Here is a 14,352-nt window from a genome sequence, read left to right on the forward strand (position 1 = left end):
TTTGCGACTCACGGGTCGGCACGGTGGCGCATTGTAACGCAAAAATCCAGCAGGATGCTCAGGCCGCCGCCACCTTCACCGGTACGCCATTGAGCGCCGCATTACCCGACAACTCATCCAATTGCCGCTCGTCGGTCAAGTCATTCGCACTCGCCCCCGGCTGGTTGCTCGCGATGCTCATCTGCACGCCCGGGCGACCGTGGCCCCAGCCGTGAGGCAAGCTGACCACACCCGGCATCATGTCCGTGCTGGCCGCTACTTCCACTTCGACCATACCTATACGCGAACTCACCCGCACCCGCTGGCCATCGCTCAACTGACGGCTAGCCAGATCATCGGGGTGCATCAGCAGTTGATGGCGTGGCTTACCCTTCACCAGCCGGTGATAGTTATGCATCCAGGAATTATTGCTGCGCACATGCCGCCTGCCAATCAATAGCAGTTCGTCGGCCACCGGCAACGGCTGCGCGGTGAAACGCGCCAGGTCTGCCAGGATCACGGCCGGTGCCGCTTGCACCTTGCCATCCGCGGTTTTCAAACGTGCCCCGAGGTTGGGCTTGAGCGGCCCCAGGTCCACGCCATGGGGATGATCCGCCAGCATGGCCACCGACAGTTTATGACTGGATGCGTCACCATAGGCACCCGCACGCAGGCCGAAGTCGATCATCTGTGCCGGTGGCAGGGTGGGCTTGAGCACCGCGCCAGTGTGCGCCGCAAACGCCTTGGCCAAGCCGACAAAAATCTCCCAGTCATGCAACGCCCCCTCAGGCTTGGGCAGGATGGCACGATTGAAACGCGTGACATTGCGCACCGCAAACAGATTGAAGGTGGTGTCGTAGTGATCGTTTTCCAGCGCCGAGGTGGAGGGCAAGATCAGGTCGGCATAACGCGTGGTCTCGTTGATATACAGGTCGATGCTGACCATGAATTCCAACCCGTCCAGTGCTTGCTCCAATTGGCGACCGTTAGGTGTGGACAGCACCGGGTTGCCGGCCACCGTCACGAGGGCGCGGATCTGCCCTTCACCCTCGGTCAGCATTTCTTCGGCCAGCGCCGACACCGGCAGTTCTCCACCGTACTCCGGGCGTCCGGACACGCGGCTCTGCCAGCGGTTGAAATGGCCGCCGCTGGTGGAGGCCACCAGGTCCACCGCGGGGCTGGTGCAGAGCGCGCCGCCGACGCGGTCCAGATTGCCGGTCACCAGGTTGATCAGTTGCACCAGCCAATGGCACAGCGTGCCAAACGCCTGGGTCGAGACCCCCATGCGGCCATAACAAACGGCCTTGTCAGCGCCGGCGAAGTCCCTGGCCAACTGGCGGATCTGCTCGGCAGGCACCGCACACTGGCGGCTCATGGCCTCGGCATCGAAGCCGGCAATCGCCTTGCGTACATCATCCAGGCCTTGCACCGGCAAATGGCTGTCGCGTGTCAGCCCTTCTGTGAACAACGTGTTGAGCACCCCAAACAACAACGCCGCATCGCCGCCGGGGCGTACGAACACGTGCTGGTCGGCGATGGCTGCCGTCTCGCTGCGCCGCGGGTCGACCACCACCACTTTTCCGCCCCGCGCCTGGATGGCCTTGAGGCGTTTTTCCACATCGGGCACGGTCATGATGCTGCCATTGGAGGCCAGCGGGTTGCCGCCGAGGATCAACATGAAGTCGGTCTGGTCGATGTCGGGGATGGGCAACAACAGGCCGTGGCCGTACATCAGGTGGCTGGTGAGGTGATGAGGCAGCTGGTCTACCGAGGTCGCGGAAAAGCGATTGCGCGTCTTCAACAGCCCTAGAAAGTAGTTGCTGTGGGTCATCAACCCATAGTTATGCACGCTTGGGTTGCCCTGATACACCGCCACCGCGTTCTGCCCATGCCGCGCCTGGATACCCGCAAGCCGCTCGGCCACCAGGGCAAAGGCTTCATCCCAGCCAATCGGCTGCCATTCGCTGCCCACCCGCCGCATGGGTTGGTGCAGGCGGTCCGGGTCATTCTGGATGTCCTGCAGGGCCACGGCTTTGGGGCAGATGTGGCCGCGACTGAAACTGTCCAGAGGGTCGCCCTTGATCGAGGTGATCGCCAGGCGACCGTCTTCGCCTTGGGTGGTTTCCAGGGTGAGGCCGCAGATGGCTTCGCACAGGTGGCAGGCACGGTGGTGGAGAGTCTTGGTCATGGCCAGTCTCTTTTATAGGGGCTTTGGCTCAACTATGGGCCGCGACCACTTGGGGCGCCAGCAACCTTCGCGTTGTGAATCGACAGGCATAGGCCAAGGCATGGCTAAGCATGAGCAAATGTTTCAGAAACCTTGCCAGCAGGCGCTGAAACCGACGCGGCCTGGCCCAAGCCCGCCCCCGCGCATTGCAAAAGGCCTGGACGCCAGTGTACAAATGGCTCGCTGCTGTCAGGAAATCGTCTTCAAACGCGCGCCAGCGCCCTGCTTGAACATCCCTAAAGCCGTAGCCCTATTGGTAAAACGCGACATTTAATGTCAATATCGCGTCTTCCCCTATTTCGTCGCCCCGTGCGGCTTTCGCCGCAGGTCTCGCCCGTTGTCGCAATAAACAAGGCTTTGAGTATCTGCGGTCTGTTGCAAAAGGTAGTTAATGATGAGCGCAAGGCACTTTCTCTCCCTGATGGATTGCACGCCCGAAGAGCTGGTCAGCGTGATCCGTCGCGGCATTGAGCTTAAAGACCTGCGTAACCGCGGTGTACTGTTTGAGCCGTTGAAAAACCGGGTGCTCGGGATGATTTTCGAAAAGTCCTCGACGCGCACACGCCTGTCGTTCGAAGCCGGCATGATCCAGCTGGGTGGCCAGGCCATCTTCCTGTCACCGCGCGACACCCAGTTGGGCCGTGGTGAGCCGATCAGCGATTGCGCCATCGTGATGTCGCGCATGCTCGATGCCGTGATGATCCGTACCTTCGCCCACAGCACCTTGACCGAATTTGCCGCCAACTCCCGTGTGCCCGTGATCAACGGCCTGTCCGATGACCTGCATCCCTGCCAGTTGCTGGCCGACATGCAAACCTTCCTCGAACACCGTGGCTCGATCCAAGGCAAGACCGTGGCCTGGATCGGCGACGGCAACAATATGTGCAACAGCTATATAGAAGCGGCGATCCAGTTCGACTTCCACCTGCGTATCGCCTGCCCTGAAGGCTACGAGCCCAGCGCCGAGTTCATGGCCAAGGCCGATGGCCGTGTGCAACTGCTGCGTGATCCAAAAGACGCAGTGGTCGGCGCGCACCTGGTGAGCACAGACGTCTGGACCTCCATGGGCCAGGAAGACGAAACCGCCAAGCGCCTGGCCCGGTTCGCGCCGTTCCAGGTGACTCGCGCGTTGCTCGACCTGGCCGCGCCGGACGTGCTATTCATGCACTGCCTACCCGCCCACCGGGGCGAAGAAATCAGCCAGGACCTGCTCGACGATCCGCGCTCAGTCGCGTGGGATCAGGCCGAGAACCGCCTGCATGCGCAAAAAGCCTTGCTCGAATTCCTCGTCCCGCCGTCGTACCACCACGCATGAGCCAGCCATTACTGCTGAACCTGCGCAATCTGGCATGCGGCTATCAAGACCAGCGGGTGGTGCAGAACCTCAACCTGCACCTCAACGCCGGTGATATCGGTTGCCTGCTCGGCTCTTCGGGCTGCGGCAAGACCACTACCCTGCGCGCGATCGCAGGCTTTGAGCCGGTGCATGAAGGCGAAATCAGCCTGGCGGGCGACGTCATCTCCCGCGCCGGTTTCACCCTCGCGCCGGAGAAGCGTCGCATCGGCATGGTGTTCCAGGACTACGCATTGTTCCCGCACCTGAGCGTGGCTGACAACATCGCCTTTGGCATTCGCAAACACCCGCAAAAAGAGCGCGTGGTCGCCGAGTTGCTGGAACTGGTCAACTTGAAGAACCTGGGCAAGCGCTTCCCCCATGAGCTTTCCGGTGGCCAGCAACAACGCGTCGCCCTCGCCCGCGCCCTGGCGCCGGAGCCGCAGCTGCTGTTGCTGGATGAACCCTTTTCCAACCTCGATGGCGAACTGCGCCGCAAGCTCAGCCATGAAGTGCGCGACATCCTCAAGGCACGCGGCACTAGCGCGATCCTGGTGACCCATGATCAGGAAGAGGCCTTCGCCGTCAGCGATCACGTCGGGGTCTTCAAAGAAGGCCGACTAGAGCAGTGGGACACACCCTACAACCTCTATCACGAACCGCAGACGCCTTACGTTGCCAGTTTCATCGGCCAGGGGTATTTCATCCGTGGGCGGCTGAACTCACCGGAATCGGTCAGCACTGAACTGGGCGACTTGCGCGGAAACCGAGCCTATACCTTGCCGACCGGTGCAGCAGTGGATGTGCTGCTGCGCCCGGACGACATCGTGTATGCGCCGGACAGCGCGTTGAAAGCCCGGATCGTCGGCAAGACCTTCCTCGGCGCCTCAACGCTGTACCGGTTACAGCTGCCGACCGGCGCGCAATTAGAGTCGATTTTCCCCAGCCATGCCGATCACCAAGTGGGCGCAGAGGTGGGGATCCGTGTGGCGGCTGAACATTTGGTGGTGTTCCAGGCATCCGGCAGCACAGCGGCGCAGATTCCTGCCGTTGAGTCAGGCGTGCGCCGCCACAGCGTCGCTCACTGATAAAACCGGATCAAACTGTGGGAGCTGGCTTGCCTGCGATACAGACAACTCGGGTTATCTGTTACACCGCGTTGATGCTATCGCAGGCAAGCCAGCTTCCACATTTGATCCTCATAGACTTCAAAGATGATTATCAGGCCCGACCGATCGGTGCGAATTTGGCCTGGGTGTGTTCTGCCAGCACCGCCGCTGGCAATTCAACTTCCAGGCCTCTTCTGCCCGCGCTGACAAAAATCGTTGCAAAGGGTTGCGCCGTTTCATCGATAAACGTGCGCAGGCGCTTTTTCTGCCCCAACGGACTGATGCCGCCCAACAGATAACCCGTGGAGCGCTGCGCCGCTGCCGGGTCAGCCATTTCGACTTTCTTCACACCCGCAGCGTGAGCCAGGGCTTTCAAGTCCAGACTTCCGACGACCGGCACAACCGCCACCAACAATTCACCCTTCTCACTGCTCGCCAGCAGCGTCTTGAACACCTGGGCCGGGTCCAGGCTCAATTTCTCCGCGGCCTCCAGCCCATACGAGGCTGCCTTGGGATCATGTTCATAACTATGCACACGATGTTCGGCGCGAACTTTTTTCAACAGGTCCAATGCAGGGGTCATAGCGGCTCCGGGCGGGCAAACTGATGGCCAATTCTAGGCCAAGCCTACCTAAAACGCTCTAGCACAGACCTATTACCGCTTAAGCAACGCGCCTTGGCCATGATCATTCATCACACCAATAGTTCGGAAATGACCAATGGTTCACTTTCGACCTTTGACAGCGGTCATTCTTGTCTATATTTTTTCGTTTCCGAATACCGTAGGAATAATCCTCTGGTACTCCGCAGTAAGCCGCGATCCAGGATGGGGATCCTTCTCGTGGTGAATATCGCGCAACTGCCCGTTGAGGCCGTGCGCAAGACAAGAACAACAATTGAGGTTTTCCATGACAACTGCTCTTCAACAGCCTTCACTTTCGAGCCAATGCATGGCCGAATTCCTGGGCACCGCGCTGCTGATCTTCTTCGGTACAGGATGCGTCGCCGCGCTCAAGGTCGCGGGTGCGAGCTTTGGCTTGTGGGAAATCAGTATCATCTGGGGGGTCGGCGTGAGCATGGCGATCTACCTGAGTGCCGGTATTTCCGGGGCTCACCTCAACCCAGCGGTCAGTATCGCCCTGTGCATCTTTGCCGATTTTGAAAAGCGCAAACTGCCCTTCTATATTCTTGCCCAGGTCGCCGGCGCCTTTTGCTCCGCCGCCCTGGTGTACACGCTCTACAGCAATCTGTTTTTCGATTACGAACAAACCCACCACATGGTCCGCGGCTCCCAAGCCAGCCTGGAATTGGCCTCGGTGTTCTCCACCTATCCTCATGCGCTGCTGAGCACGGCCCAGGCATTCCTGGTGGAAATGGTCATCACCGCCATCCTGATGGGCGTGATCATGGCCCTCACCGACGATAACAACGGCCTGCCACGCGGCCCCCTGGCGCCCCTGCTGATCGGTTTGCTGATCGCGGTGATTGGTAGCGCCATGGGCCCCCTGACCGGCTTTGCGATGAACCCGGCACGGGATTTCGGCCCCAAGCTGATGACCTTTTTCGCCGGTTGGGGTGAAATGGCCTTTACTGGCGGTCGAGATATTCCTTACTTCCTGGTGCCGATTTTCGCCCCGATTGTCGGCGCATGCCTGGGTGCTGCGGCCTATCGCGGGCTGATTGCCCGCCATCTGCCGAGCGCAGCACCGGCTATCGCTGAAGAAACACCTGACACGGCTGTCAACGGCAAGACTCGTATTTCCTGAAAGCGCCAGCCTGGTCCCCTGCCCTTCGCGGCCCAGGCTGATTTCTGACTTCCTTATTTCGTCCAAGGCAATTGACATGACCGACCTTCAGAATAAGAACTACATCATTGCCCTTGATCAGGGCACCACCAGTTCCCGGGCGATCATCTTCGATCGTGACGCCAACGTGGTGTGTACCGCCCAGCGTGAATTCGTCCAGCACTACCCGCAGGCGGGCTGGGTTGAACATGACCCGATGGAAATCTTCGCCACCCAGAGCGCGGTGATGGTTGAGGCGCTGGCCCAGGCCGGCCTGCACCATGACCAGGTGGCCGCCATCGGTATCACCAACCAGCGTGAAACCACGGTGGTCTGGGACAAGATCACCGGCCGCCCGATCTACAACGCTATTGTCTGGCAGTGCCGCCGCAGTACCGAGATCTGCCAGCAGCTCAAGCGCGACGGCCATGAGCAATACATCAGCGACACCACGGGCCTTGTGACCGACCCGTACTTCTCCGGCACCAAGCTCAAATGGATCCTCGACAACGTCGAAGGCAGCCGCGAACGTGCGCGCAATGGCGAACTGCTGTTCGGCACTGTCGACAGCTGGCTGATCTGGAAATTTACCGGCGGCAAGACCCACGTCACCGACTACACCAACGCGTCGCGCACCATGCTCTTCAACATCCACACCCTGGAGTGGGATGCGAAGATGCTGGAGATTCTCGACATCCCACGGGAAATGCTCCCTGAAGTGAAGTCATCGTCGCAAATCTATGGCCGTACCAAGAGCGGCATCGCTATCGGTGGCATTGCCGGCGACCAGCAAGCGGCCCTGTTTGGCCAGATGTGCGTGGAGGCGGGCCAGGCCAAGAACACCTACGGCACCGGCTGCTTCCTGCTGATGAACACCGGCGACAAGGCGGTGAAATCCAAGCACGGCATGCTCACCACCATTGCCTGCGGCCCGCGCGGTGAGGTTGCCTATGCCCTGGAAGGCGCGGTCTTCAACGGCGGCTCCACCGTGCAATGGCTGCGTGACGAACTGAAGATCATCAACGATGCCCACGACACCGAATACTTTGCCGGCAAGGTCAAAGACAGCAACGGCGTGTACCTGGTACCCGCCTTCACCGGCCTCGGCGCGCCCTACTGGGACCCGTATGCCCGTGGCGCACTGTTCGGCCTGACCCGTGGCGTACGCGTAGACCACATTATTCGCGCAGCCCTGGAGTCGATTGCCTACCAGACCCGCGACGTCCTCGACGCCATGCAACAGGACTCGGGCGAACGCCTCAAGGCCTTGCGCGTGGACGGCGGCGCGGTTGCCAACAATTTCCTGATGCAATTCCAGGCCGACATCCTCGGCACCCAGGTAGAACGCCCGCAAATGCGTGAGACCACTGCCTTGGGCGCAGCCTACCTGGCCGGCCTGGCGTGTGGCTTCTGGGGCAGCCTGGACGAGTTGCGCGGCAAAGCAGTGATCGAGCGCGAGTTCGAACCACAGCTGGATGAAGCGGCCAAAGAAAAACTCTATGCCGGCTGGCAAAAAGCCGTGAGCCGCACCCGTGACTGGGAGCCGCACGAAGGCGCCGAATAAGCCAAGCGCTGGCTTACGGTAGGTTGTAACTGGCAGGGAGCGGATTCCTGCGTCATCATGGGCCACTTTTGTATGGCAGCCCAAAGGACGCCCCATGAATCTGCCTCCCCGCCAACAACAAATCCTCGAACTGGTCCGCGAACGCGGCTACGTCAGTATCGAGGAAATGGCGCAGCTATTCGTTGTCACCCCGCAAACCATCCGCCGCGATATCAACCAGCTGGCGGACGCCAACCTGTTGCGCCGCTACCACGGCGGCGCAGCCTATGACTCCAGTGTCGAGAACACCGCGTACGCCATGCGTGCCGACCAGATGCGCGACGAGAAGCAACGCATCGGTGAAGCCATCGCCGCGCAGATTCCCGATCATGCCTCGCTGTTCATCAACATCGGCACCACCACCGAATCCATCGCCCGTGCGCTGCTCAATCACAGCCACCTGAAAATCATCACCAACAACCTCAACGTTGCCACCATGCTCAGCGCCAAGGACGACTTTGATGTGTTGCTCACCGGCGGCAATGTGCGCCGTGACGGTGGCGTGGTGGGCCAAGCCAGTGTCGACTTCATCAACCAGTTCAAGGTCGACTTTGCCCTGGTGGGCATCAGCGGGATCGACGAGGACGGCAGCCTGCTGGACTTCGATTACCAAGAAGTGCGGGTTTCCCAGGCCATCATCGCCAATGCGCGGCAAGTGATTCTGGCGGCAGACTCCAGCAAATTCGGGCGCAATGCCATGATTCGCCTGGGGCCGATCAGCCTGGTGGACTGCCTGGTGACTGACCAGCAGCCGGTGCCGGCCTTGGTGCAAGTGCTGAATGAGCACAAGGTGCGGCTGGAAGTCGTTTAGCGCCTGTTCAGGCGTCATCGCGGGCAAGCCCGACTCCCACAGTTTGAAATGCGATTAAATGTGGGAGCCGGGCTTGCCCGCGATGACGGCCTCACTCACACCCATACATTCACCTTTGTTCATAATTCTTCCTTTCTCCGCCCTTCGATGAGTTTTTTCAATCGAAGTCGGGTGGCTGTGCCCGCAATTATCAGCTACCATTTTCGCAAATGAACATTAATGTTCGAATTCCAAGACGAAAAGATCGCGAGGCCAGCCGATGAACCCTTCCACCTTGCCTGCTCCACCGCTTGCCGAAGTCTATGACGTTGCCGTAATTGGTGGCGGGATCAATGGCGTCGGGATTGCGGCAGACGCAGCCGGTCGCGGTTTGTCGGTATTCCTTTGCGAAAAGGATGACTTGGCCAGCCACACCTCCTCGGCCAGCAGTAAGCTGATCCACGGCGGCCTGCGTTACCTGGAACACTACGAATTCCGCCTGGTGCGCGAAGCCCTGGCCGAACGTGAGGTGCTGCTAGGCAAAGCCCCACACATCGTCAAGCAAATGCGCTTCGTGCTGCCGCACCGCCCGCACCTGCGCCCGGCGTGGATGATTCGCGCTGGCTTGTTCCTGTATGACCACTTGGGCAAGCGCGAAAAACTGGCAGGCTCCAAAAGCCTCAAGTTCGGTGCCGACAGCCCGCTGAAAAGTGAAATTACCCGAGGCTTCGAATACTCCGACTGCTGGGTCGATGACGCTCGCCTGGTCGTGCTCAACGCCATGGCGGCCCGCGAGAAAGGCGCGCACATCCATACGCAGACCCGTTGCGTCAGCGCCCATCGCAGTAACGGCCTGTGGGAAATGAACATGGAGCGTGCCGACGGCAGCCTGTTCTCGATCCGCGCCCGCGCCCTGGTGAATGCTGCCGGCCCTTGGGTAGCCAAATTCATCAAGGACGACCTGAAGCTGGATTCGCCCTACGGCATCCGCCTGATTCAAGGCAGCCACCTGATCGTGCCGCGCCTGTACGAAGGCGCCCACGCGCACATCCTGCAGAACGAAGACCAGCGCATCGTCTTCACCATTCCGTACCTGAACCACTTGACGATCATCGGCACCACCGACCGCGAATACACCGGCGACCCGGCTGCAGTGGCGATCACCGAAGGCGAAACCGACTACATGCTCAAAGTGGTCAACGCGCACTTCAAGAAACAACTGAGCCGTGACGATATCGTCCACACTTACTCCGGCGTGCGCCCGCTGTGCAACGACGAGTCCGACAACCCATCGGCCATCACGCGCGATTACACCCTGGCCTTGTCCGGCGGCACCGGCGAAGCGCCGATCCTGTCGGTATTCGGCGGCAAGCTGACCACCTATCGCAAACTGGCCGAGTCGGCCATGGCCCAACTGGCGCCGTACTTCACCCAGATGCGCCCTAGCTGGACCGCCACGGCCAGCCTGCCCGGCGGTGAAGACATGACCACCCCTGAAGCCCTGGCTGACGCCATCCGCGCCAAGTTCGACTGGGTACCGAGCGAGATCGCCCGCCGCTGGTCCACCACTTACGGCAGCCGCACCTGGCGCTTGCTGGAGGGCGTGCAAACGCTCGCCGATCTGGGTGACCACCTGGGTGGCGGCCTGTATAGCCGCGAAGTCGACTATCTGTGCGCCGAAGAGTGGGTGACGCAACCGCAGGACGTGCTATGGCGCCGTACCAAGCTTGGCCTGTTCACCACCGAGCAGGAGCAGGAAAACCTGCAACGCTATTTGTCCAAGGTCGAGCAGAACCGCAGCAAGATCGAAGCGGCCTGACCGCCTGACTGTAGGAGCGAGCTTGCTCGCAGAAAACTAGAGAGCGCCGCGTTTATTCAGCATAAACGCGGCGTTTTTGCGTTTTTCGCGAGCAAGCTCGCTCTACAGACTATTCGGTTTTCCGAACGTGCCCCTCTGCTCTATTCGGTTTGCCGGATCAAAGACCGAAAATATCATCGAAACAAAAAGTTAATTTCCATATAAATCATGTAGTTATCCTTTTATTTTCGGTATGGCACGACTCATGCTCTACACTCTTCAACGATTGCCTGAGGCGCCTTAGGAGCCGTCACGGGCAGTTGCTGTACAAGAGAGCCGTTCAGCTGGCTTCATAAAAAAAACAAATGTCGAGGAAGTATTGATGCGCATCGTTCCCCATATCCTGGGCGCAGCTATCGCTGCTGCTCTGATCAGCACTCCAGTTTTTGCCGCCGAACTCACCGGCACACTGAAGAAAATCAACGACTCCGGCACCATCACTCTCGCTCACCGCGACAGCTCCATTCCGTTTTCCTACATCGCGGATGGTTCGGGCAAACCCGTGGGCTACTCCCACGACATCCAGTTGGCCGTTGTCGAGCAACTGAAAAAAGACCTGAACAAACCCGACCTCAAAGCCAAGTACAACCTGGTGACCTCGCAAACCCGTATCCCGTTGATCCAGAACGGCACCGCGGATCTGGAGTGCGGCTCCACCACCAATAACGCCGAACGCGCCCAGCAAGTTGACTTCACCGTCAACATCTTCGAAATCGGCACCCGCCTGCTGGTCAAGAAAGACAAGGAAGGCAAGCCGTCCTACGCTGACTTTGCCGACCTGAAAGGCAAAAACGTCGTGACCACCGCCGGCACCACGTCCGAGCGCATCATCAAGGCGATGAACGCCGACAAGCAAATGGGCATGAACGTTATCTCCGCCAAAGACCACGGCGAATCCTTCCAGATGCTCGAAAGCGGCCGTGCCGTTGCATTCATGATGGACGACGCCCTGCTGGCCGGTGAAGAAGCCAAGGCCAAGAAGCCCGATGACTGGGTTATCACCGGCACTCCGCAGTCATTCGAAGCCTATGCATGCATGGTTCGCAAAGGCGACCCGGACTTCAAGAAAGCCGTGGATGACGCCATTGTCGCCCTGTACAAGTCCGGCGAGATCAACAAGATCTACGCCAAATGGTTCGAAAGCCCGATCCCACCGAAAGGCCTGAACCTGAACTTCCCGATGAGCGACAAGGTCAAGGAGCTGATCGCTAACCCTAGCGACAAACCAGCGCCAGAAGTAAAAATCTGATACCTGACTAAGCTTATGTCCTGAGGGAGCCAACCCTCCCTCAGGCGTCTGTAATTACCTGCTGGTTTTAACTTGGAACACTCGACCTGGCGGTTTTCGAGCCGATCGTGTGTGCCTGGCGTTCAACGTCAGGCGGGAACGGATCTTCCCCAAGCGGGTGCTTGTACATCGATCGATCTCGAGGGGAGACCCTAATGAATTACAACTGGGACTGGGGCGTGTTCTTCAAGTCCACCGGCGTGGGCAGCGAGACTTATCTCGACTGGTACCTCTCCGGGCTGGGCTGGACCATCGCCATCGCTGTCGTGGCATGGATTATCGCCTTGCTGCTGGGCTCCATTCTGGGGGTCATGCGCACGGTGCCAAACCGCCTCGTATCGGGCATCGCGACCTGCTACGTGGAACTGTTTCGTAACGTGCCGCTGCTGGTTCAGCTGTTCATCTGGTACTTCCTGGTACCGGACATGCTGCCGCAGAACCTGCAGGACTGGTACAAACAAGACCTGAACCCGACCACTTCGGCCTACCTGAGTGTCGTAGTGTGCCTGGGCCTGTTCACTGCCGCCCGTGTGTGCGAGCAAGTGCGTACCGGTATCCAGGCGCTGCCACGGGGCCAGGAATCCGCGGCGCGCGCCATGGGCTTCAAGCTGCCGCAGATCTACTGGAACGTGCTGCTGCCCCAGGCTTACCGCATCATCATTCCGCCGCTTACCTCGGAATTCCTCAACGTGTTCAAGAACTCCTCCGTGGCGTCCTTGATCGGCTTGATGGAACTGCTGGCGCAAACCAAACAGACCGCCGAGTTCTCGGCCAACCTGTTTGAAGCCTTCACCCTGGCCACGCTGATCTACTTCACCCTGAACATGAGCCTGATGCTGCTGATGCGCGTGGTCGAGAAGAAAGTCGCAGTGCCCGGCCTGATCTCCGTGGGGGGCAAATAATGGACTTCGATTTCAGCGGCATCATCCCCGCCATCCCGGGCCTGTGGAACGGCATGGTCATGACCTTGAAGCTGATGGTCATGGGTGTGGTCGGCGGCATCATCATCGGGACCATTCTGGCCCTGATGCGCTTGTCGTCCAATAAACTGCTGTCCCGCGTGGCCGGCGCCTATGTGAACTACTTCCGCTCGATCCCGCTGCTGCTGGTGATCACCTGGTTTTACCTGGCGGTGCCGTTCGTGCTGCGCTGGATCACCGGCGAAGACACCCCGATCGGCGCGTTCACCTCCTGCGTCGTGGCGTTCATGATGTTCGAGGCTGCGTACTTCTGCGAAATCGTACGAGCCGGCGTGCAGTCGATTCCCAAGGGCCAGATGGCGGCGGCACAAGCCATGGGCATGACCTACGGCCAGACCATGCGCCTGATCATCCTGCCCCAGGCGTTCCGCAAGATGACGCCGTTGCTGCTGCAACAGTCGATCATCCTGTTCCAGGACACCTCCCTGGTCTACACCGTGGGCCTGGTGGACTTCCTCAACTCCGCCCGCTCCAACGGCGACATCATCGGCCGCTCCAACGAGTTCTTGATCTTTGCCGGTGTCGTCTACTTCATCATCAGCTTTTCCGCCTCGCTGCTGGTCAAGCGTCTGCAAAAAAGGTTTGCCGTATGATCTCTATCAAGAACATCAACAAGTGGTATGGCGACTTCCAGGTGCTGACCGATTGCAGCACTGAGGTTAAAAAAGGCGAAGTGATCGTGGTGTGCGGGCCGTCCGGCTCGGGCAAATCCACCCTGATCAAATGCGTGAACGCGCTGGAACCGTTCCAGAAAGGCGACATTGTCGTCGACGGCACCTCCATCGCCGACCCGAAGACCAACCTGCCAAAACTGCGTTCGCGCGTGGGCATGGTGTTTCAGCACTTCGAGCTGTTCCCGCACCTGACCATCACCGAAAACCTGACCATCGCGCAGATCAAGGTATTGGGCCGCAGCAAGGAAGAAGCCACCAAGAAGGGCCTGCAACTGCTCGACCGCGTGGGCTTGTCGGCTCACGCCCACAAGCACCCTGGCCAGCTCTCCGGCGGCCAGCAACAACGTGTGGCGATTGCCCGCGCCCTGGCCATGGACCCGATCGTCATGCTGTTCGACGAACCGACCTCGGCGCTGGACCCGGAAATGGTCAACGAAGTGCTCGACGTGATGGTGCAACTGGCCCACGAAGGCATGACCATGATGTGTGTGACCCACGAAATGGGCTTTGCGCGCAAAGTGGCCGACCGCGTGATCTTCATGGACGCCGGCAAGATCATCGAAGACTGCCCGAAGGAAGAGTTCTTCGGCGACATCAGCGCACGCTCCGAGCGTGCGCAGCACTTCCTCGAGAAAATCCTGCAGCACTAAAAGCAACACCGTTCGTCCTGTAGGAGCCGGGCTTGTGTGGGAGCTGGCTTGCCTGCGATGGCATCGCCTCGGTGCAA

The 14,352-nt window shown here is 59.7% G+C and carries 12 protein-coding genes; 10 read left to right on the plus strand and 2 right to left on the minus strand.

Annotated features, from left to right (window positions below; translation table 11 throughout):
- Positions 1 to 58: 58 nt before the first annotated feature.
- Positions 59 to 2,167: a molybdopterin oxidoreductase family protein gene (locus MHH62_RS10190; RefSeq protein ID WP_339232899.1), complete on the minus strand. Its 2,109-nt coding sequence runs from the start codon at positions 2,165 to 2,167 to the stop codon at positions 59 to 61.
- Positions 2,168 to 2,600: 433 nt separating this feature from the next.
- Between MHH62_RS10190 and argF the strand changes: the two genes are divergently transcribed.
- A complete protein-coding gene (gene argF / locus MHH62_RS10195; RefSeq protein WP_014717139.1) occupies positions 2,601 to 3,521 on the plus strand; it encodes an ornithine carbamoyltransferase in 921 nt (306 codons plus the stop codon).
- Positions 3,518 to 4,627 carry an ABC transporter ATP-binding protein gene (locus MHH62_RS10200; protein WP_014717138.1) on the plus strand — a complete coding sequence of 370 codons (1,110 nt, stop codon included), beginning with the start codon at positions 3,518 to 3,520 and terminating at the stop codon, positions 4,625 to 4,627. The genes argF and MHH62_RS10200 overlap by 4 nt, the downstream gene beginning before the upstream one ends.
- Before the next feature lie 133 nt (positions 4,628 to 4,760).
- On the opposite strand, the gene ybaK is transcribed toward MHH62_RS10200, so the two are convergent.
- Positions 4,761 to 5,231: a Cys-tRNA(Pro) deacylase gene (gene ybaK / locus MHH62_RS10205; RefSeq protein WP_014717137.1), complete on the minus strand. Its 471-nt coding sequence runs from the start codon at positions 5,229 to 5,231 to the stop codon at positions 4,761 to 4,763.
- A gap of 325 nt (positions 5,232 to 5,556) precedes the next feature.
- On the opposite strand from ybaK, the gene MHH62_RS10210 reads away from it, so the two are divergent.
- The 8 genes from MHH62_RS10210 to MHH62_RS10245 all read left to right on the plus strand — a co-directional run bounded on the left by MHH62_RS10210 (position 5,557) and on the right by MHH62_RS10245 (position 14,275).
- Entirely contained in the window at positions 5,557 to 6,414 is an 858-nt protein-coding gene (locus MHH62_RS10210) for an MIP/aquaporin family protein (RefSeq protein WP_014717136.1), read from the plus strand.
- Between the two features lie 76 nt (positions 6,415 to 6,490).
- Positions 6,491 to 7,996 carry a glycerol kinase GlpK gene (glpK, locus tag MHH62_RS10215; protein ID WP_014717135.1) on the plus strand — a complete coding sequence of 502 codons (1,506 nt, stop codon included), beginning with the start codon at positions 6,491 to 6,493 and terminating at the stop codon, positions 7,994 to 7,996.
- A gap of 94 nt (positions 7,997 to 8,090) precedes the next feature.
- Positions 8,091 to 8,846, plus strand: a complete 756-nt coding sequence (locus MHH62_RS10220) for a DeoR/GlpR family transcriptional regulator (RefSeq protein WP_003188962.1) — start codon at positions 8,091 to 8,093, stop codon at positions 8,844 to 8,846.
- Between the two features lie 259 nt (positions 8,847 to 9,105).
- Positions 9,106 to 10,644, plus strand: coding sequence for a glycerol-3-phosphate dehydrogenase (gene glpD, locus MHH62_RS10225; RefSeq protein ID WP_020301173.1), 1,539 nt, complete (start codon positions 9,106 to 9,108; stop codon positions 10,642 to 10,644).
- 361 nt (positions 10,645 to 11,005) lie between these two features.
- Positions 11,006 to 11,932 carry a glutamate/aspartate ABC transporter substrate-binding protein gene (locus tag MHH62_RS10230; RefSeq protein ID WP_005785249.1) on the plus strand — a complete coding sequence of 309 codons (927 nt, stop codon included), beginning with the start codon at positions 11,006 to 11,008 and terminating at the stop codon, positions 11,930 to 11,932.
- Positions 11,933 to 12,126: 194 nt separating this feature from the next.
- A complete protein-coding gene (locus MHH62_RS10235) occupies positions 12,127 to 12,873 on the plus strand; it encodes an amino acid ABC transporter permease (protein WP_014717132.1) in 747 nt (248 codons plus the stop codon).
- Complete coding sequence (locus tag MHH62_RS10240; RefSeq protein ID WP_003188954.1) at positions 12,873 to 13,544, plus strand: ABC transporter permease subunit; 672 nt, start codon at positions 12,873 to 12,875, stop codon at positions 13,542 to 13,544. Before MHH62_RS10235 ends, MHH62_RS10240 begins: the two co-directional genes overlap by 1 nt.
- Positions 13,541 to 14,275, plus strand: coding sequence for an amino acid ABC transporter ATP-binding protein (locus MHH62_RS10245; RefSeq protein WP_003188952.1), 735 nt, complete (start codon positions 13,541 to 13,543; stop codon positions 14,273 to 14,275). Before MHH62_RS10240 ends, MHH62_RS10245 begins: the two co-directional genes overlap by 4 nt.
- Positions 14,276 to 14,352: the final 77 nt, after the last annotated feature.

It is taken from the genome of Pseudomonas sp. FSL L8-0168 (assembly GCF_037976155.1).
Taxonomy (GTDB): domain Bacteria; phylum Pseudomonadota; class Gammaproteobacteria; order Pseudomonadales; family Pseudomonadaceae; genus Aquipseudomonas; species Aquipseudomonas paracarnis.

What these genes read in the sequence shown, in the direction of transcription:
- MHH62_RS10190 (WP_339232899.1), bottom strand. Translation starts at nt 2,167, where the DNA reads ATGACCAAGACTCTCCACCACCGTGCCTGCCACCTGTGCGAAGCCATC.
- argF (WP_014717139.1), top strand. Translation starts at nt 2,601, where the DNA reads ATGAGCGCAAGGCACTTTCTCTCCCTGATGGATTGCACGCCCGAAGAG.
- MHH62_RS10200 (WP_014717138.1), top strand. Translation starts at nt 3,518, where the DNA reads ATGAGCCAGCCATTACTGCTGAACCTGCGCAATCTGGCATGCGGCTAT.
- ybaK (WP_014717137.1), bottom strand. Translation starts at nt 5,231, where the DNA reads ATGACCCCTGCATTGGACCTGTTGAAAAAAGTTCGCGCCGAACATCGT.
- MHH62_RS10210 (WP_014717136.1), top strand. Translation starts at nt 5,557, where the DNA reads ATGACAACTGCTCTTCAACAGCCTTCACTTTCGAGCCAATGCATGGCC.
- glpK (WP_014717135.1), top strand. Translation starts at nt 6,491, where the DNA reads ATGACCGACCTTCAGAATAAGAACTACATCATTGCCCTTGATCAGGGC.
- MHH62_RS10220 (WP_003188962.1), top strand. Translation starts at nt 8,091, where the DNA reads ATGAATCTGCCTCCCCGCCAACAACAAATCCTCGAACTGGTCCGCGAA.
- glpD (WP_020301173.1), top strand. Translation starts at nt 9,106, where the DNA reads ATGAACCCTTCCACCTTGCCTGCTCCACCGCTTGCCGAAGTCTATGAC.
- MHH62_RS10230 (WP_005785249.1), top strand. Translation starts at nt 11,006, where the DNA reads ATGCGCATCGTTCCCCATATCCTGGGCGCAGCTATCGCTGCTGCTCTG.
- MHH62_RS10235 (WP_014717132.1), top strand. Translation starts at nt 12,127, where the DNA reads ATGAATTACAACTGGGACTGGGGCGTGTTCTTCAAGTCCACCGGCGTG.
- MHH62_RS10240 (WP_003188954.1), top strand. Translation starts at nt 12,873, where the DNA reads ATGGACTTCGATTTCAGCGGCATCATCCCCGCCATCCCGGGCCTGTGG.
- MHH62_RS10245 (WP_003188952.1), top strand. Translation starts at nt 13,541, where the DNA reads ATGATCTCTATCAAGAACATCAACAAGTGGTATGGCGACTTCCAGGTG.